We start from the raw sequence: 17,833 nt of genomic DNA, 5'->3' as shown, positions 1-17,833 counted from the left end.
TATTACATCCTAAATACGCCGAAGCGACTTTCTGGGATTGGGTGCTGACAACTTATTGCCAACGACGCGGCGACGACTTTGCGTGTGTCTCTGGGGTCGATAATGCCATCGTCCCAACCGCGAGCGGAGGCAAAGAGCGGATGCCCCTGTCTTTCGTACTCGTCGCGAATTGGCTGTGTGAATTGATCGCGCTGCTCCGCCGTCCAAGATTCGCCCTTTTGGGCCAATTGTTCTTCCTGAATTTGTGCCATGACGCCGGCTGCTTGATCTCCACCCATAACGGAAATTCGCGCGTTGGGCCACATGAATAGGAACCGTGGATCATACGCTCGCCCGCACATGCCGTAGTTGCCAGCGCCATAGGAGCCGCCAACGATAATGGTGATTTTGGGTACCTCGGCACAGGCAACGGCGCGAACTAACTTCGCTCCATGTTTAGCGATGCCCTGCTGTTCGTGCTTCTTTCCCACCATAAAACCAGTAATATTCTGCAGGAATAGCAGCGGAATCTTGCGCTGCGCACAGAGTTGCACAAAGTGGGCTCCTTTTTCGGCAGATTCCGAGAAGAGAATGCCATTGTTGGCGACAACGCCAACGTTGCGCCCTTCAATTGTAACGAAGCCACAGCATAGGGTGGGTCCGTAGCTGGGCTTGAATTCCTCGAAGTTTGAGTCGTCGCAAATCCGAATAATGAGCTCTCTAATATCAAAGGACTGGCGTTTGTCAGCGGGGATGAGTCCAAGGATTTCCTCAGCGTCGTAGAGTGGTTCATTGAACTCAGGCGCAGCGTCTAGTTTGGTTATGTTAAACCTACTAATTGACTGGCGAGCCAGTGAGAGAGCATGTTGGTCGGAGTCAGCGAGTTGATCCGCAGTGCCCGAAATTGAAGTATGCATCGCACCGCCGCCCAGTTCCTCGGCGCTGACATCCTCTCCGGTTGCTGCCTTCACCAGCGGTGGCCCAGCTAAAAAGATGGTGCCCTGTTCACGAACGATAATGGCCTCATCGGCCATGGCTGGAACGTAGGCTCCGCCGGCGGTGCAACTACCCATTACCACAGCTAGCTGAGGAATACCCGCTGCGCTCATCTTGGCTTGCATATAAAAAGCCCGGCCAAAGTGGTCTCTATCGGGAAAAACTTCGGCCTGATGCGGTAAATTCGCGCCGCCAGAATCAACGAGGTAGACGCATGGTAGGTGGTTCTCCATGGCGACCTGTTGAGCCCGAAGCTGTTTTTTGCAGGTCATTGGGAAGTAAGTTCCGCCTTTGATGGTGGCGTCGTTAGCGATGACCATACAGGCAACGCCTTTAACTAGGCCTATTCCGGTGACGATACCAGCACTGTGAATATCATGACTGTACATACCGTGAGCTGCAAAGGTCCCCAGTTCAAGAAAGGGGCTGCCCACATCGAGTAGTGCATCAATCCGATCTCGGACAAAAAGTTTACCGCGCGCTTCGTGACGAGCGCGGCTCTTCTCGCCGCCACAGAGGATGCGTTGGCGAACAGATTCAATCTCGTCGATGGCGGCGAGGAGTGCCTCGCGATTTGATAGTGATCCCGCGGTTAAGGGGTCGTATTTGGATTTGAACATGGCTTAGGCCTCGCTCTGAGCAAACAGTTCACGGCCAATTAACATCCGGCGGATCTCTGAAGTGCCGGCACCAATCTCGTAGAGCTTGGCGTCGCGAAGTAACCTACCGGTGTCGTAGTCATTCATATATCCATTGCCGCCAAGGGTTTGAATAGTCTGTAACGCCACTTGAGTAGCGCGTTCTGCAGCGTAGAGGATGATGGCGGCGGAATCTGCACGGGTAGTCTCCCCTCTGTCGCAGGAGCGAGCCACGGCATACAAGTAGGCGCGAGTAGAATTGAGGTCGACATACATGTCAGCTAATTTACCCTGCATCAATTGAAATTCACCAATGGCCTTGCCGAATTGTTTGCGCTCATGCAAGTAGGGGATCGCGATGTCTAAGCAAGCTAGCATGATGCCCACTGGACCCGCGGCGAGGGTAGTGCGTTCGTAGTCTAAACCGCTCATCAGTACAGCGGCGCCGTTACCTTCGCCACCCAAAATATTTTCTTCGGGAACAAAAGCGTCCTCAAAGATTAGCTCGCAGGTGTTGGAACCGCGCATGCCGAGCTTATCCAATTTAGGGGACCGGCTAAACCCAGCCGTATCACGCTCGATAATAAAAGCTGTAATCCCCTTGCTACCGCCGTTGGGATCAGTTTTGGCGTAGACAACGAACACTTCGGCGTCTGGGCCGTTAGTGATCCACATCTTGGAGCCGTTTAGTTTGAAGCCGCCATCCACCCTATCAGCGCGCAGTTTCATCGCAACAACATCGGAGCCCGCGCTAGTTTCAGACATGGCGAGTGCGCCGATATGCTCGCCAGTGCAAAGCTTGGGAAGGTATTTTTGTTTCTGCTCATGGGTGCCGTTGCTGTGAATTTGGTTAACACAGAGATTTGAATGAGCGCCGTAGCTCAGGCCAATTGAGGCACTTGCTCGCGATATCTCTTCAATTGCCACGCAATGCGCTAAGTATCCCATGCCGCTGCCGCCATATTCAGGGTCCACGGTCATGCCAAGAAGACCTAAGTCACCCATTTGACGCCAGAGGGCCTTTGGGTGGTCATTTTCTTTGTCGATCTGCTGAGCAATGGGGGCAATTTCGTTCTGGGCGAATTGCTGAACCATTTCACGAAGCGCGTTGATGTCTTCGCCAAGGTCAAAGTTCAAACTGGGATACTGAGCTATTGTCATTATTCTTCTTCCTGTTGTTGCTCTACGTGTTGCTGGAGCTGATCAAGTTCACGCAGTGACAGATCAATATCCTCACGCTGAGCGAGTAGTTGCTGACGGCGGTTTTCGAGTTGTTGGATTAGTTGGGCCCGCTGGCGACGATTGCCGTCTTCTGGGTTATATAAGTTGATGATTTCGGCGCTTTCTTCAAGTGTCATGCCCAAGCGTTTGCCGCGAAGAATAAGCTTCAATCTGACCCGATCAGCACTGCTGAACCATCGTTTAGTCCCCTCTCGTCGAGGGGTGATGAGCCCTTTTTCTTCGTAGAAGCGGATACTGCGGGTGGTGATGTCAAATTCCTGAGCAAGCTCTGAAATGGTGAAGAAATCGTTCATGAAAGGACCTTGCGATTCAATCGTTGCTTTACGTTAACGTAAACGTAACTTAAAAGTTAGCCTGTTACAAGTGTAACTAGGTGAATATCGCTTCGTCTTTGCGGCCAAATAGCGCTAATATTGGCACGAATTCTTTGTGGAAATTGGTATGCTGCTTCTCCTGTTATTTTTAATGCTCGCCCTCGTGGTTTCTTTTCTGTGCTCAATTGCCGAAGCGGTGCTATTGAGTGTGACAACTGGATATATCCGCGCTGGTAAAGAAGCGGGTCAGCCTTGGGCAAAGCGATGGTCTGCACTTAAACAGGATGTTGAGTCACCGCTATCGGCAATTCTGTCGCTCAATACCATTGCGCATACTATTGGCGCGGCCGGGGTTGGTGCTCAGGCGGGAGTTGTGTTCGGTAGTAGTGCGTTGGTTTGGGTCTCGGCGGTACTGACATTTCTCATTTTAGTGTTCTCAGAAATTATTCCGAAGACAATTGGCTCGTATTATTGGCGGCAACTTGCACCTATTACGGGCACATTTTTAGTGGGCTTAGTGTTGGCTTGCAAATACACCGGTATCATTTGGCTTACGGCCAAAATTACGCAGCTGATTTCCCCGTCAAAGAAGGGTGCGCATTTTGATCGAGACGAGTTTACGGCGTTAGCATCAGTGGGCCAGGTTGAAGGCCATCTTGACGAAACTGAGATGAAAATCTTTAAGAATCTCATGGCGCTTCGCGATACGCGAGTGAAAGACATCATGACACCTCGACCTGTGATGGTGATCGCCGATGAAAAAATGACGGTAGCCGAATTTATGGCCAGTGGTGACTATGAGAGTTATAGCCGCATACCCATCTACAAAAATGAACCCGACAATATTGTCGGTTTTGTGCTCCGGGCGGATATCTTGAGCGCCTATGCCGCCGGGCGACAGGGCAAACGTATAGGTCGGTTTATCCGTGATGTGGCCGCGGTGGTTCATAGTCAAAGCGTCTACCAAACACTTCAGACAATGGTGGATTTGAACGTACATATCATGTTGGCGGTTGACGAATACGGAAGTGTTCGTGGTTTGGTCACCATGGAAGACGTGTTGGAAACCCTCATTGGTTTGGAAATTGTTGATGAGCTAGATAGAACCGAAGATATGCAACAGGCAGCCCATGAATTGTGGAAAAAACGCGCAAAATTGAAGGGGGTGCAGTGGCACGACGAGGTTCTTTGATTCATTGTGAGAGCTCGGTCACATTTCGCAGGGTGGAATTATTATGCGCGTGATTCTCGTCACAGTATTGCGAGAATAGTGAGCTTTGTGGTAAGGTTTCGAATGCTCAGATTTTATCTGATTGCTTGCAGATTGGAGGGGCGAAAGAAAAGCTAGCCAACAAGGTTGCACTCGCAATGACGAACGCATCTACCAGAATAAATAACAAGAAGAAATATTCTAATCGTAGCGCTACAAGTTGGGATCGTAATGCGCTTTCCACACAACAACTCGTGGCGGTACTGCGAGGACTTCATCGTCGTCAACCTGCGCATTATAACGAGGTGCTCATTTGTATTCGTTCAGCGGTAGACCGCAACACGATATTTCTCAACTCACCCTTTACAGAATTACAGTCGATAGAGGTCAGAGATATTGTTCAGCTTAGCGTCGACGGCTCTTCGTGTGCGTTAGAAAGTCTCAGTTGTCCGAAAGTGCAAATGGCCGTGGTTGCGTTTCAAGAGAATCCGGACGCTAATGCGTTCATCTTCATTGGAAGCAATGACTCCGAGCCGTTTTCGTTGTTAGGGAGAAGATTGGAGCCCATTTCTCGTCACGCAGTCTTGTGGCAAGGTCTTCAAGCAAATCTAAGTGCGGCCTACCAAGAAACTGGTCCTTCGGGGGCTAAGTTCCGAGAGTTGATTTCAAAATCGCCGTATATGATAGTTCAATCTGAAGGTATTTGTGTCTGTGAGTCTTCGCTAGAGCGAGCTTTGGTGGCGGCGCTGGCGGGAGATAATGCCTGTAGGCTTCAGTTGGCCACTGCGAATGCCTCGCAATTAACGTTAATCCCAGATGCCGAAATACCAGGAATCAGGGCTTTTGAAATGAACACGCTGCTAGTGGAGAGGAAAATGGCAGGGCTCTGCGAATATCGTTAACCTACTTTTTTAAATATTATAAAAAAAGCCCGCACTACCTAAGTAGCGCGGGCTTTTTAGTCTCTAGCAACCAAGCTTATAGGTTGTAGGACGCTTCAACACCAAAGATGCGTGGCTCATTAACGAAGCCAGTAAGGTTGTTGAAGTCAATAGCACCTTGAACGTTCTGCTCGTCCGTGATGTTACGGCCGAATAATGCTACTTCCCACGTATCGCCAGCGCGGTAGCCGGCGCGAAGGCCGCCTTCGAATTGGCCGTCTGTTTGGAACTCCTTAGACTCGTAGAGGAAGATGTTTGTCGCACCCTGGTAGGCCCAGTCAGTGAATGCAAACAATTCATCGCCGCCAGCAAGTGGCAGGGTGTAGCTTAAGGTGAAGTTAAAGGTTGTCTCCGGTGCGTTCGGGAACGGATTGCCGTCAATGGCTGCGAAGCCGTTAACAATAGGGTCAGTAACCGTACAGAGGAATGAGCCAAAGTTGCCACAGGCGCTGACAAGTAGGTCCTTATCATTGATTTCGGTGTCATTGTAAGCGAAACCCGCGGTTGCAACGAGGTTGTCCGTGATGAGGATGGTAGTATCAATCTCAGCGCCAACTACGTTACCTTCTTCGGCATTGAGGAGACGGATGTTGTTACCATCGCCACCCACTGCGGTAAACTGCATATCTTCAACGGTGTAGGTAAAGATAGCTGCGTTCAGGCGAACACGGTCAGCCAGTTCGGCTTTGTAACCAATTTCGTAGGAAGTAACAGTCTCAGAGTCGGCAATCGAGTAGGTTCCTGAGAATGCCATGTCTCGGCCTTGGATTGATGGACCACGGAAACCGTTAGCAATTCGACCATAGATAACCATGTCATCGTTGAGGTCGTAGTTCACGGCAACATCACCCGAGAATTTCTTGTCGCTGGCCTCGTCTTCAATGCCTGGCCCGAAAAAACGTTTCTCATCACTGGTGTAGCGACCACCAACGGTTAAGCGAAGTGCGTCAGTTAGGTCTACTTCAACTTGGCCGAATACGGCGCTCAAGGTATTTTCGTGGCGAACCTTCGTAGCAGGGACGAAGAATGGGTTGGTAGTAACGTTAAAGCCTGAATCAAAGTAATAAACGCCGGCTTGCCAACGGATTGTGTCTGAGGCGTCCCCTGCTACGCGGAATTCTTGAGTGAACTGACTCAGGTCATCCAATTTATCTGACGTAGTTGAATCGAACGGAATAAAGCCTGGGCCCGTTGGAGTGCCGCAGAATGCACAACCGTAGCCGCCATCGATATCACCGAGGCTTGAGCCTTCAGCATTTTCGATAGCAGTAATAGATGTGAATTCAACTGAATCTAGCGCATAGCTAACGTTTAGACTCGCGCCCGAAGACTTGTATGACTGTGGGTTGTTGTACGGGCTATCGTAATAAACCGTGTCACGGTCAAAGTTGCCGTTTAGCTCATTGCTACCTTTGTCGAAAATGTTCGCGCGGAACATGGCTGCTGTGCCGTCTAGGTCACGCGAGTGAACGTTTGCGAGCACTTCTAAGCGGTCACTGGCGGTCCATAGTAGTTGGCCGCGAACAGCAAGTTCATCAAAACCACCCATTACATCGCTGTCACCCGTGTAGCCATTTGAGATCCAGTCATCGCGGTGTTGATTGAGAACCGATACGCGAAAAGCTAGGTCGTCAGTAATCCCTGCGCCCACTGCACCTTCGAAGTTATAGGAACCCAATTGGGCAGCTGAGATAGTTGCGTAGCCATCAAGTTCTTGAGTTGGCTTAGCTGATTGGAACTTAACAATACCTGCTGTAGTGTTGCGGCCGAAGAGAGTTCCCTGTGGGCCACGAAGGACTTCAACGTTCTCCACATCGAAAATTGGGAAGCTCTTAAGGATCACGTTTTCCATGACCACGTCATCCATGATGACGGATACCGGTTGTGAGGCAGCAAGGTCAAAGTCAGTGTTCCCCAAGCCACGAATGTAGAAACGTGGTGCCACACGGCCGTTAGATGACTCAATATACAAGCCTGGGACTCGTGCTGATAGGGCGCGAACGTCGCTGCCACCATCAAAAATTGACTGCATGAGTTCTGCGTCAACGGTGGTAACAGATAATGGGACTTCCATTGCGCTCTGTTCACGTTTTTGTGCGGTGACAACAATTTCTTCCAGCCCTTGAGCATAAGCGGTTGAGCTTAATGCAGAAGCGATTGCAAGACTCATAATGGTGCGAGTAGACTGACCCGACATGGTGATCTCCTAATGATAAATAACAATTCACTAGCGCGAAGAATTTCGCCTAGGGTGTTAAGCTCTGGTGGCTTTTGATTGTTTTTTTACACGTCATTTTTGATTTTGATTCCTGTGGGGAATGGGATCAATAACTTGTTAAGTTAATATTCACGATCGATGACGAACGTGCACATATGAGGTATGAAATGCAGCTTAAATTCGTTTTTTTCACAATGATATTCAGTATCCTAGTTGGATGTATGGGTTCTGTTCAGGCAGCGTCATCAAAGTCCATGGTGGTTGGGCCAATCAGTGCGGAACAATTATTGGCTAACCACCATCATTTCAGCGAACGCTATGAAGCAGTGGGGCAAGTTGAGCTAACGCCCGCGGAAATAGAAACGCTTAACGAAATGGAGTTTATCGTCTTATTCGGCAGCTGGTGCCATGACTCGGTGCGGGAAGTTCCCTACTTTATTCGCATCATGGAAGCAGCGGGAATCACTGAATATCAATTAATTGGTGTTGATTATAGCAAGCAAGATGATGCCGGTTTAGCAGCAGAGTATGGACTCAAATCAACGCCTACTTTTGTGGTGCTTAATGCTGAAGGTGGCGAAGTAGGGCGCTTTGTTGAGTCTAATCCTAAGTCCATGGAAGATGTTTTTCTTGGGTTTGGTGATTCGTAAATTGTGAATTACTCAACGGGTGTAAAATATTTTAAACATTTACTTTAAGAGCGAAAATGGCTCTGGTACACTCAGATTAACTTTTAGCAGTAGTGCATCGTTAACAATCTAACTGCACGAAAATTTTCCGAGGTTCCTATGTATTCATACCAAGAGTGGCAGCAGCGCGCTGCTGCAATCAAATTTGAAGGCCGAGCATTCATTAACGGCCAGTACGTTGACGCCAAGTCTGGTGCAACACGACCTACTTATAATCCCGCTACCGGTGAGAAGCTTACCGAAGTAAGCAGCTGTGGTATCGAGGACGCGGATTTTGCTATTGCGTCAGCGCGCGAAGCATTTGAGTCTGGCGTGTGGGCTGATATGGCCCCCGCTGCGCGTAAAGAAGTGATGGTAAAGTGGGCGTCATTGATTGATGCGCACCGCGACACGATTGCGTTGCTAGAGTGTCTAGATGTAGGTAAGCCAATTTCGAACACCTATGACGTTGATGTACCTGCTGCGGTGCGTTGTATCCGCTGGTCAGGTGAAGCCATTGATAAAGTCTATGACGAAGTGGCGCCTACTGCGCACAACGAATTAGCGTTGGTTGAACGTTTGCCATTAGGTGTTGTAGCGGCGATTGTCCCCTGGAACTTCCCGCTCTCTACTACCGCCTGGAAACTTGCGCCGGCGCTTGCAACAGGTAACTCAGTTATCCTTAAGCCTGCTTCGAATACTCCGCTAACGGCGCTATACATTGCCGGACTAGCGACCGAAGCTGGATTGCCGAGCGGTGTTCTCCAGGTACTACCGGGTTCGGGCGCAAGCTTAGGTAAGCACCTGGGTATGCACATGGATATTGATGGCTTGACCTTCACAGGTTCAACGCCAGTTGGTCAGACTTTGATGGAATACTCAGGTCAGTCGAACCTTAAGCGTACCTTCCTTGAGCTTGGCGGTAAGTCGCCTAATATTGTCTTTGCGGATGCGGATCTGGATGCAGCAGCCTCAAATGCGGCCACGGCGTTCCTATACAACAGCGGTCAGACCTGTACCGCGGGTACGCGCCTGATTGTTCAGGAATCTATTGCCGACGAGTTTATTGAAAAGCTGTTGGCTGCCACCGAAGGGTGGAAGTGTGGCGATACGCTAGATCCAGCGACCACCATGGGGCCAATGGTAGACAAAGGTCAATACGATACCGTTAAGTCCTATGTCGATATCGGTGATTCTGAAGGTTGTAAGCGCCTCATCGGCGGCGAACGTGTACTGGAGGAGATGGGTGGCTGGTTCATGCCGGCAACGATCTTTGACGGCGTAACTAACGACATGCGAATTGCTCAAGAAGAGATCTTCGGTCCGGTGCTAAGTATCATTCGCTTCAAAGATGAAGACGATGCTGTTCGCATTGCTAACGATTCTGACTTCGGTCTTGCCGGTGCGGTGTGGAGCTTGAATATCAATACTGCGCTGCGAGTAGCGCGTAAAGTTCGTGTTGGCACCATGGGAGTAAACAACTACTTCGGTGGTGATATGACAGTTCCATTCGGTGGCTTTAAGCTATCGGGTAACGGCCGTGATAAGTCAATCCATGCGTTTGACGATTACACTGAATTGAAAACAACTTGGATTGAGATTTCCGGTTAAGTTTTCGATAAGATAAGACGCCGCATTAGCGGCGTTTTTTTTTGCGAGTAAGAAATGTTTGATACCAGTGGTTTGATTAAGATTGCCAACACTCGAATGCCCTTTGGTAAGTATCAGGGGCGCGTGCTGATTGATTTGCCTGAGGCCTATCTGCAATGGTTTTCTCGGGAAGGTTTTCCCAACGGAGAACTGGGTGAGCTTCTGGCGCTGGCGCTACTGGTTAATACTGAAAGTCTGAAGCATCTGGTGGAGCCGTTACGGCGGGCGCCACGATAGATGCTTTGGGGCCACCGTAGCAACTAAGTTGGCACTTAGTTGTCTGTGTTCCAGAGTTGATCATTTAGTGCGCTGATGGCTTTAGCATCTACTTCACAGCAGCCACCCACCAGGCTGGTTCCTGAGGAAACGACGTTAGCGATGGTGTTGGTTAGTGATCCGCCTTCACCTGACCATTCCTTAGTTGTTGCATTGTAGATTTGCCCAAGGTTGGGGTAAATTACAAGCGGCTTATCCGTTACTGTGCGTAGCCAAGCGGCCAATTTCCCAGCTAGGTCTGGGGCGCAGCAATTTACGCCTAATGCAACGACGTTGTTGAGGGTGTTGAGTTTTTCGATCAGCGGCTGCAGCTCGCTTCCATCGGCCAGTTGATGTTCATTCTTGCAGCTCAAGCTTATCCAAGCGGCAATGTCCGGCTTGGCACGCAAAATATCTGCCAGTACCGCAACTTCCATACGATTGGGGATAGTTTCGATAGCCAGTAAGTCTGCATTCGTTTCAAAAATAACATTGAGTCGGTCGAGGTGAAATTGGCGCAATGCATCGCTCTCAATATCGTAGGCGCCGGTATATTCTTCGCCGCCCGCTAAATAAGCACCGTAGGGCCCAATACTTGCGGCAATAAGCGCGTCGGATTTCGCGCGCATACGAGCTTCTTCAGCCAATTCAACGCTCTGACGAATAACATCTTTGGCCTCGTGTCCGCTCAATCCTGATTCCATAAGGCCCGTTATTGTAGCTTGATAGGATGCGGTGCTGATAATACGGGCCCCTGCATTCAAATAGGCCTGATGGGCCGCTATGACGTATTCTGGGCGATTGATAATTGCCTTAGCAGTCCATAGTGAGGAGTCTACTCGCGCACCAGCATTCTGGAGCTCAATCGCTAGTCCGCCGTCAAGCAAAATGGTGGGGGTCTCAAAGCGAGATAGCTGCCAGGGAAGCGTTAGCGATTTAATGGTATTCATTGTTAATACTCCGAATCACGAATCCACACTTCTTCTACCCAGTGCCAAATGCTGGGCCATGTCTTGTCAGATAGCTCGCCATTTTCGTAGAGTGCGACTTCATCATCTAGTGTGACGACAAACAGATTCGCGCCATGCTCACATAGGGGGACGCAATCTCTCGGAATACCTTCCGACCACGCTTTTGCTGTGACTTCTGCTAGATAGGTGTGTGACTGCTCATCGGCCACCGTAACAGGCTCATAGCGTCCATGCGTAATGTGAGAACATTCCTCTAAGAAGGTTTTCAGGCTGCGCGAAAGAGGCAGTAAGATAGCTTCTTCTACTCGGACAATGTCATCGAAATCAGGTTCGTCCAGTGGGTAGGCCACGTCGTCGGCAACACTCAATAGTTCATCGATTATTTCTTGCATAGTTTCGTGTGTCTCATTGCGGCCAGTTCGACCTTGTACTTTTGCGAAAAGCGTTACAGAATACTATTCATAATTAAATAATAATAGTGCGTATCGATACGCAGTTCCGCCACAGGCCCGAGGCAACCATGAGTTTCATCAATAGAATATCTGTTCTAGTCGCTATCGTTATACTGAGCGCTTGCTCATCTGTGAGCTCCTTTGATTGGAGTCCGCTAGCGATTTGGAGTGATACCGAGACCATCGCGGCTCAGCCTGAAGAAGTACGACTCTATTACATTAGCTCAGAGCCCATTAACGGTGAACTTGAACTGTCTGCTAGGCAGCAGTCAACGGGTGTCACTCAACGCTTAACAATGGAAGTGGTTGAAACTCAGACCATTGTTAATCACTCGTGGAGTGGTGATTCGCTTTGCTATGCTTACAAGATGCAGCTGAGTCAGGATGGGGCATCAAGCTTCCGTGAGTTGCAAGGCGATGGCCTAGTGGTTCATGCGCCTAGAGCGAGTGACGGGATTGGTTGGCTGCGTGGCCAAGAGTCTGAATTGGTTCGCGTGGACGCTAGTAGTGATATTAGCCTTGAAGAGTGGTTAGCGCAGGGCGAGCAATAGCACGGTGGGGTTGATGGCGGCACTATCGAAAGTTGTTAGCCACCCAGGCTTCTGATTCATCCAGCCACTGACTTAGCTGGTGACTTAATTTTTTTAACTCCTTCAGTTTAGCGTGATTGAGCGTCCCTCGCATTCCCTCGGATTCAAGTTGTTGACTCAAAACAACAAGCTGTCCAATTCCACAGTAGCGACCGATTCCCAGAAGCCGGTGTACGGCAAATAGTATTTCGTCCTGGTTGTTTGAGTTGAGTGCCGCTGAGATTTCGGGGAGGTCATTGCGAATCTGAGAGAGAAGGCTTGAAGCAATGTCGGCCTGTTGGCAGCAAATGTCTTTAAAATGGGAGGTGTTGATCTCTAGTGCTATTGCCATTCTCGTTTCCTTCTTTCTGTTGTTTAGCATATTCCGAAAGTTGGCATTGAGGCAAGTGAGGAATACACTGTGGGAATTTTGCAGCTAGGTCTTTGTCATCGGCTCATCTAAAATAGATACCTTAGTTGTAATGCCATTTTAAATTGCCTTTGTTCAAGGAAGCTTTATGTCTTACCCCACTATCGAAGACTGTGTTGGCAATACGCCATTGGTCCGATTGCAGCGGATGAATACCACCAGTAACACCATTTTGCTAAAGCTCGAAGGGAATAATCCTGCCGGTTCGGTGAAGGATCGCCCCGCATTAAATATGATCCAAGGCGCTGAGGAAGACGGTCATATTCAACCAGGTGATAGGTTGATTGAGGCAACTAGTGGCAACACCGGGATTGCGCTAGCAATGGCGGCGGCCATTAAAGGCTATAAAATGTGTTTGATTATGCCTGATAACGCTACAACCGAGCGTAAGGATGCGATGAGAGCCTATGGCGCAGAGCTTATTTTGGTCTCAGCGCAAGAGGGTATGGAAGGTGCTCGAGACTTAGCCGACGCAATGGCGGCTCGCGGTGAGGGTATTGTACTTAATCAATTCGCTAACCTGTACAATCCTCGCGCTCATATCCATGGTACGGGGCCAGAGATTTGGCAGCAGACGAAGGGTGAAATCACTCATTTTGTTTCATCTATGGGCACTACTGGGACCATTATGGGTGTCTCTGAGTATTTGAAAGGTCAAAACTCCGCCATACAAATCGTGGGTCTACAACCGGTAGATGGCGATCAGATACCGGGGATACGTCGCTGGCCTAAAGCCTACCTGCCGGCGATCTTCGACAGTAAACGAGTGGATCGAGTCATGGATATTCGCCAGAAGGATGCGGAAGATACCATGCGCCGACTAGCTCGCGAAGAGGGTATTTTTGCAGGTGTTTCATCGGGAGGGTCAGTGTTCGCTGCACTCGAACTGGCAAAAAGCGTGGAAAATGCCACGATTGTAGCCATTGTTTGCGATCGTGGTGATCGCTACCTGTCTTCTGGAGTCTTTAGTGAGTAATCGCTGGCGTTCGTCAATAAGTCGTGACCGGGAGCCTAAGCCTGTAGAGACTGAAGTCTTGGCATGGGGTGATCATGGCGAGGGGGCATTACATGTTGGTTCGAAGCGCCTTTTTGTCGCGGGAGCGATCCCGGGAGAAAGGATATCTGTGCTGGCAGCGAAGCCGCCGAAGTTATTAAAAGTACTTGAAGCCAGCGAGACTCGGCGAAAGCCACCTTGTCGGTATGCAAGTGATTGCGGAGGTTGCCAACTTCAGCATGTGGCGCCAGCAGGGCAATTGGCCTTCAAGGCCGACAGGCTAACTCGCTTTCTTCATGGTTTGGCGCTGGACAGTTTGCCTGACGTTGAGGTGATCAGTGCTGAGGATAGTGGCTACCGTCGACGTGCTCGGCTCGCGGTGAGTTATCGCGGCGGCAAGTTACGGGTGGGGTTTCGTCAAGCTAAGTCAAATCGAATCGTTGATATTGATGACTGTTACAACTTGAGGCCGTCGCTAAATAACGCACTTAAAGCGATCAAACCACTCTTGGCCCAACAACGTGCGGTCTCGCATATTGATCTTCTCGCTCTGGATGACAAAGTAGGCGTTCACCTGAGGCTTACCGAGCCATTGTCAGCTGATGCGCTCGCCGAATTTCAAGCCCTGCCAAGCATGGCCCTCAAGATTTCGCTGGAAAGCCAATGGATAGTGGATACGCCCTGGATAGTAAGCAGTCACGGCACTGAGGTAACTTACCATCCGGGTGACTTCTTGCAGGCCAATGACAAGATTAATCAAGAGATGGTTGCGCGGGCGTTGGAATGGATGGCGCTCGAAGAGGGCGACTCAGTCGCCGATTTCTTTTCAGGGTTGGGGAACTTTAGTGTGCCAATGGCGGTCAAAGGGGCCGCTGTTGTTGGCTTCGAAGGAAGCGACGCGATGGTGAGGCGTGCCACCGAAGCGGTTGAGGTAGATATCTCAGATCGCATTAGCTACCAGAGTGTTGACCTCTTTGGTACCCAGTTAGCCTTAAATAATTTTAATAAAGCACTATTAGACCCGCCCAGGGCCGGCGCTCAACACCTCTGTGAGCAGTTGTCTAAAGCCCAGAATGTCGAACGTCTTGTCTACGTATCGTGTGATACGAGCACTTTAGCTCGAGACTTAACCATATTGGTGGCGGGTGGCTTTAGTATAGAACGACTCGCATTAGCTGACATGTTCCCGAATACCGTTCATTCGGAAACTATCGTGTTGTTAACGCGCACTTAGAACAAGGAAAAGTTAGTAAGATGGTAAAAGTTCGCGATGATCACCCGCTATGCCCTGAGGGGCGAATTGACCTAGTCGCTTGGTCAGAAAAGTTTCGCCATCGTTTCGGACTGACGCCCGAGCAGCAGAGTCAGTTAACCATCGCCATTGAGTTTGCGGACGCGGTAGAACAACGAGCTATTGCTGAGAATAATGTTTGGGGTGGTGGCGAAGTAAGTACCCTCGAATTTGGCCTAGAAATGGTCGAGGTGCTGGCTGAGCTCCATTGCGATGTGGAAACACTGGTTGCGGCGGCTATTTACCGCTGTGTGCGTGAAGAAAAAGTGGATCTTAACGAAGTGAAGCAACTGTTCGGGAGCGCCGTTGCAGATCTCATTGATGGTGTCTTACGTATGGCGGTTATTGGCGCGCTCCGCAATGATTCGTCTGGGGCGTTTGGCCAAGCCGAGGCAGATCAGATTGAATCGGTACGCAAAATGCTGGTGGCCATGATCGATGACGTTCGTGTTGGCTTGATCAAGATTGTTGAGCGAACTTGCGCTATTCGAACCGTTAAATTTAATGATCCCGAGAAGCAAATTCGCGTTGCGAGGGAAGTACGCGATGTCTACGCTCCGCTTGCCCATCGCTTAGGTATTGGTCATCTTAAATGGGAGCTAGAGGATCTTGCTTTTCGCTATCTAGAAGCCGAAACCTACAAAGAAATTGCCAAACAGCTTGATGAAAAGCGCGTTGCTAGGCAGGAATACATCGCTATGATGATAGGCCGCTTGAACAACGTACTGGGTGAAGCGGGTATTCATGGCGTGGTTGAAGGTAGAGCTAAACATATTTTTTCCATCTGGAAGAAAATGCTCAAAAAAGAAATTGCTTTCTCTCAGGTGTATGACATCCGAGCAGTACGTATTTTGGTTGACTCTACGCGAGACTGCTACTCGGTGCTGGGTTTGGTTCATGCATTGTGGCGTAACATTCCCCATGAATTCGACGATTATATCGCCTCTCCAAAAGAGAATGGTTACCGATCACTTCACACTGCTGTAGTGGGGCCAGAAGGTAAGGTAATTGAAGTTCAGATTCGCACCAATGAGATGCACGAAGAAGCAGAGTTTGGCGTCTGTGCGCACTGGCGTTACAAAGGTGCGGACATGGAGAAGTCAGCCAATGCCTACGAGCAGAAGATGGACTGGTTACGCAACGTCTTAAGCTGGCATGAGGAAGAGGGCAGTAGGGCGGCGTTCGCTGAACAGATTCGAGTGGGGATTATTCAGGACAGGGTCTATGTTTTTACTCCCGAAGGCCATGTTGTAGATCTACCTCTTGGGGCCACCGCGTTGGATTTTGCCTATCAAGTTCATACCGAAGTTGGTCATCGCTGCCGAGGCGCCAAGGTCAATGGGAGAGTTGTACCGCTAAATCAGAACCTTCGTAACGGTGATCAAGTGGAAATTATCACCGGTCGTAGAGAGGCGCCCAGTCGTTCTTGGTTGGACGACTCCTTGGGCTACATCGTTACCTCGCGGGCAAAAACCAATATTAGTCACTGGTTCCGCCAGCAAGCACGCGATCAAAATGTTGCCGACGGCGGCATGTTGTTGGACCGAGAGTTCAAGCGGCTTGGGTTGATGAGTATTGACTTTCAAGCGCTCTATGAACGGCTTGGTTTCGAAAGTCTAGATGACCTTTATGCGGCCGTTGGGGCCAGCGACCTCGGCGTAATGGATGTGATTAGTGCGGCACTGGAACTGGAGAATGGTCCAGGAAGTCACGGATTGTTGCCCGTTCAGTCTAAACACCAGCAGGAATCTGGGCCTGCCATCAACGGTTTGGGCAATCTTGCTATGGAGTTTGGTAGCTGCTGTTCACCGAGTTCAGATACTGATATCACTGGCTTTGTTGATAACCGAAGGGTTGTTATCGTTCACAGTAGCGACTGCCCAACGGCACTACAGTTCATGCAGGACGAACCTGAGCGGATCATTAAGCTCAGTTGGGGCGGCCAACAGGAAGACCGTTATGTCGCGCAGCTAAAAATTGAGGCGTGGGATAGAACCGGGTTGCTCCGAGACGTCACTACGGTACTGGATCTGGAGAGTGTCAACGTTACTGCGATCAGCACCAAATCAGATCGAGATAGTAGTACCGTAGATATGAGTATTGAGTGCGAAGTGGATAGTATCCACTCGCTTGCTCAGCTCATTAGCGTGTTAAACCAGCTGCCCAACGTTATCAGTGCTCAGCGAATTGATTCAAAGAAGTCCGCCAATGCATAACTTAGCGGATCTCATCGGCTTGATGTCTCGTCTGAGAGACCCACAAACGGGGTGTCCGTGGGACATAAAGCAGGACTACGCTTCGGTTGTTCCTCATACTATTGAAGAAACCTACGAAGTGGTTGATGCTATCGATCGTGCCGACATGGAAAACCTCTGTGAGGAGCTTGGCGATCTCCTCTTTCAGGTAGTGTTTTACAGTCGCTTAGCCGAAGAAGATCAGCATTTCAGCTTTGCGGAGGTGGTTGACGGCATTGTGGCGAAGCTTCTTCGCCGCCATCCCCATGTTTTTCCAGATGGAACCCTAGAGAGCTCGCGTGATCCAAGCCATGTACTTAGCGATGAGGAGATTCGCGACAACTGGAATAAGATCAAGCAGAGCGAAAAACCTCGTGCAACTGTCCGATACTTAGATTCAGTGAGTCGAGCGCAACCTCCTGCTGATCGTGCGTTGGCTCTGCAGAAGAAAGCGGCAAAGGTCGGCTTCGATTGGCCTGATAGTCTTCAGGTCTTAGCCAAGGTTCATGAAGAGTTGGCTGAGGTGGAAGAGGCGATAGCATCGGCCAACATGGATGCTGTTGAGGAGGAACTTGGTGACCTCCTGTTTAGCGTTATTAATTTGGTTAGGGCTCTCGAGTTGGATCAAAACGCCGCGCTACGTCGGACCAATGAAAAATTTTATCAGCGCTTTAGTTTTATCGAAGAGAGCTTGAGCGGTCAGGGTCGTTCTTTGAAATCGGCAAGTCTCGAAGAAATGGAAACCCTTTGGCAAGCGGCTAAGTGCAAAGATTAGAATTCA

At 49.8% G+C, this 17,833-nt stretch carries 17 protein-coding genes; 10 read left to right on the top strand and 7 right to left on the bottom strand.

The features are described from left to right. Window positions 1-2: 2 nt before the first annotated feature. From DFR27_RS08665 to DFR27_RS08655, 3 genes are read right to left on the bottom strand one after another with little or no spacing between them, the layout of a single operon-like run. Window positions 3-1,595 (bottom strand): carboxyl transferase domain-containing protein, encoded by a 1,593-nt coding sequence (locus DFR27_RS08665; RefSeq protein WP_121877070.1) that lies wholly within the window; start codon window positions 1,593-1,595, stop codon window positions 3-5. Window positions 1,596-1,598: 3 nt separating this feature from the next. Beyond that, window positions 1,599-2,774 carry an isovaleryl-CoA dehydrogenase gene (locus DFR27_RS08660; RefSeq protein WP_121877069.1) on the bottom strand — a complete coding sequence of 392 codons (1,176 nt, stop codon included), beginning with the start codon at window positions 2,772-2,774 and terminating at the stop codon, window positions 1,599-1,601. Continuing rightward, on the bottom strand, window positions 2,774-3,148 hold the full coding sequence (locus DFR27_RS08655; protein WP_121877068.1) for a MerR family transcriptional regulator: 375 nt from the start codon (window positions 3,146-3,148) through the stop codon (window positions 2,774-2,776). The genes DFR27_RS08660 and DFR27_RS08655 overlap by 1 nt, the downstream gene beginning before the upstream one ends. A 148-nt stretch (window positions 3,149-3,296) precedes the next feature. Between DFR27_RS08655 and DFR27_RS08650 the strand changes: the two genes are divergently transcribed. After that, entirely contained in the window at window positions 3,297-4,361 is a 1,065-nt protein-coding gene (locus tag DFR27_RS08650) for a CNNM domain-containing protein (protein WP_121877067.1), read from the top strand. 176 nt (window positions 4,362-4,537) lie between these two features. Then, window positions 4,538-5,281, top strand: a complete 744-nt coding sequence (locus tag DFR27_RS08645) for a class II aldolase/adducin family protein (RefSeq protein ID WP_147434527.1) — start codon at window positions 4,538-4,540, stop codon at window positions 5,279-5,281. Between the two features lie 76 nt (window positions 5,282-5,357). Here the strand turns inward: DFR27_RS08645 and DFR27_RS08640 are convergent, their stop codons facing one another. Next, a complete protein-coding gene (locus DFR27_RS08640) occupies window positions 5,358-7,517 on the bottom strand; it encodes a TonB-dependent receptor (RefSeq protein ID WP_211327610.1) in 2,160 nt (719 codons plus the stop codon). A gap of 242 nt (window positions 7,518-7,759) precedes the next feature. Between DFR27_RS08640 and DFR27_RS08635 the strand changes: the two genes are divergently transcribed. The 3 genes from DFR27_RS08635 (at window position 7,760) to DFR27_RS08625 (ending at window position 10,093) form a co-directional block, all read left to right on the top strand. Further along, window positions 7,760-8,188, top strand: coding sequence for a TlpA family protein disulfide reductase (locus DFR27_RS08635; RefSeq protein WP_170150825.1), 429 nt, complete (start codon window positions 7,760-7,762; stop codon window positions 8,186-8,188). A gap of 138 nt (window positions 8,189-8,326) precedes the next feature. Continuing rightward, on the top strand, window positions 8,327-9,817 hold the full coding sequence (locus tag DFR27_RS08630; protein WP_121877064.1) for an aldehyde dehydrogenase: 1,491 nt from the start codon (window positions 8,327-8,329) through the stop codon (window positions 9,815-9,817). A gap of 54 nt (window positions 9,818-9,871) precedes the next feature. Further along, window positions 9,872-10,093, top strand: coding sequence for a DUF3820 family protein (locus DFR27_RS08625; RefSeq protein ID WP_121877063.1), 222 nt, complete (start codon window positions 9,872-9,874; stop codon window positions 10,091-10,093). Window positions 10,094-10,128: 35 nt separating this feature from the next. On the opposite strand, the gene mmuM is transcribed toward DFR27_RS08625, so the two are convergent. Then, window positions 10,129-11,061 (bottom strand): homocysteine S-methyltransferase, encoded by a 933-nt coding sequence (gene mmuM / locus DFR27_RS08620; protein WP_121877062.1) that lies wholly within the window; start codon window positions 11,059-11,061, stop codon window positions 10,129-10,131. A 2-nt stretch (window positions 11,062-11,063) separates the two neighbouring features. Further along, window positions 11,064-11,474, bottom strand: coding sequence for an SMI1/KNR4 family protein (locus DFR27_RS08615; RefSeq protein ID WP_121877061.1), 411 nt, complete (start codon window positions 11,472-11,474; stop codon window positions 11,064-11,066). A 191-nt stretch (window positions 11,475-11,665) separates the two neighbouring features. Between DFR27_RS08615 and DFR27_RS08610 the strand changes: the two genes are divergently transcribed. Continuing rightward, a complete protein-coding gene (locus tag DFR27_RS08610; RefSeq protein WP_121877060.1) occupies window positions 11,666-12,085 on the top strand; it encodes a hypothetical protein in 420 nt (139 codons plus the stop codon). Window positions 12,086-12,107: 22 nt separating this feature from the next. On the opposite strand, the gene DFR27_RS08605 is transcribed toward DFR27_RS08610, so the two are convergent. Next, window positions 12,108-12,455, bottom strand: coding sequence for an Hpt domain-containing protein (locus DFR27_RS08605; RefSeq protein WP_170150824.1), 348 nt, complete (start codon window positions 12,453-12,455; stop codon window positions 12,108-12,110). Window positions 12,456-12,621: 166 nt separating this feature from the next. Here DFR27_RS08605 and cysM point away from each other — a divergent pair, with 166 nt between their 5' ends. The 4 genes from cysM to mazG are packed head-to-tail and all read left to right on the top strand — an operon-like array spanning window position 12,622 to window position 17,827. Then, on the top strand, window positions 12,622-13,509 hold the full coding sequence (gene cysM, locus DFR27_RS08600; protein WP_121877058.1) for a cysteine synthase CysM: 888 nt from the start codon (window positions 12,622-12,624) through the stop codon (window positions 13,507-13,509). Next, a complete protein-coding gene (locus DFR27_RS08595) occupies window positions 13,502-14,761 on the top strand; it encodes a class I SAM-dependent RNA methyltransferase family protein (protein ID WP_170150823.1) in 1,260 nt (419 codons plus the stop codon). Before cysM ends, DFR27_RS08595 begins: the two co-directional genes overlap by 8 nt. Before the next feature lie 20 nt (window positions 14,762-14,781). After that, complete coding sequence (locus tag DFR27_RS08590; RefSeq protein WP_121877056.1) at window positions 14,782-17,034, top strand: RelA/SpoT family protein; 2,253 nt, start codon at window positions 14,782-14,784, stop codon at window positions 17,032-17,034. After that, window positions 17,027-17,827, top strand: a complete 801-nt coding sequence (gene mazG, locus DFR27_RS08585) for a nucleoside triphosphate pyrophosphohydrolase (RefSeq protein ID WP_121877055.1) — start codon at window positions 17,027-17,029, stop codon at window positions 17,825-17,827. The genes DFR27_RS08590 and mazG overlap by 8 nt, the downstream gene beginning before the upstream one ends. Window positions 17,828-17,833 lie beyond the last annotated feature (6 nt).

Origin of the sequence: Umboniibacter marinipuniceus, assembly GCF_003688415.1 — a bacterium.
GTDB classification, from domain to species: domain Bacteria; phylum Pseudomonadota; class Gammaproteobacteria; order Pseudomonadales; family DSM-25080; genus Umboniibacter; species Umboniibacter marinipuniceus.
This window is presented reverse-complemented; position numbering and strand designations above follow the sequence as displayed.

What these genes read in the sequence shown, in the direction of transcription:
- DFR27_RS08665 (WP_121877070.1), bottom strand. Translation starts at nt 1,595, where the DNA reads ATGTTCAAATCCAAATACGACCCCTTAACCGCGGGATCACTATCAAAT.
- DFR27_RS08660 (WP_121877069.1), bottom strand. Translation starts at nt 2,774, where the DNA reads ATGACAATAGCTCAGTATCCCAGTTTGAACTTTGACCTTGGCGAAGAC.
- DFR27_RS08655 (WP_121877068.1), bottom strand. Translation starts at nt 3,148, where the DNA reads ATGAACGATTTCTTCACCATTTCAGAGCTTGCTCAGGAATTTGACATC.
- DFR27_RS08650 (WP_121877067.1), top strand. Translation starts at nt 3,297, where the DNA reads ATGCTGCTTCTCCTGTTATTTTTAATGCTCGCCCTCGTGGTTTCTTTT.
- DFR27_RS08645 (WP_147434527.1), top strand. Translation starts at nt 4,538, where the DNA reads ATGACGAACGCATCTACCAGAATAAATAACAAGAAGAAATATTCTAAT.
- DFR27_RS08640 (WP_211327610.1), bottom strand. Translation starts at nt 7,517, where the DNA reads ATGTCGGGTCAGTCTACTCGCACCATTATGAGTCTTGCAATCGCTTCT.
- DFR27_RS08635 (WP_170150825.1), top strand. Translation starts at nt 7,760, where the DNA reads ATGGGTTCTGTTCAGGCAGCGTCATCAAAGTCCATGGTGGTTGGGCCA.
- DFR27_RS08630 (WP_121877064.1), top strand. Translation starts at nt 8,327, where the DNA reads ATGTATTCATACCAAGAGTGGCAGCAGCGCGCTGCTGCAATCAAATTT.
- DFR27_RS08625 (WP_121877063.1), top strand. Translation starts at nt 9,872, where the DNA reads ATGTTTGATACCAGTGGTTTGATTAAGATTGCCAACACTCGAATGCCC.
- mmuM (WP_121877062.1), bottom strand. Translation starts at nt 11,061, where the DNA reads ATGAATACCATTAAATCGCTAACGCTTCCCTGGCAGCTATCTCGCTTT.
- DFR27_RS08615 (WP_121877061.1), bottom strand. Translation starts at nt 11,474, where the DNA reads ATGCAAGAAATAATCGATGAACTATTGAGTGTTGCCGACGACGTGGCC.
- DFR27_RS08605 (WP_170150824.1), bottom strand. Translation starts at nt 12,455, where the DNA reads ATGGCAATAGCACTAGAGATCAACACCTCCCATTTTAAAGACATTTGC.
- cysM (WP_121877058.1), top strand. Translation starts at nt 12,622, where the DNA reads ATGTCTTACCCCACTATCGAAGACTGTGTTGGCAATACGCCATTGGTC.
- DFR27_RS08590 (WP_121877056.1), top strand. Translation starts at nt 14,782, where the DNA reads ATGGTAAAAGTTCGCGATGATCACCCGCTATGCCCTGAGGGGCGAATT.
- mazG (WP_121877055.1), top strand. Translation starts at nt 17,027, where the DNA reads ATGCATAACTTAGCGGATCTCATCGGCTTGATGTCTCGTCTGAGAGAC.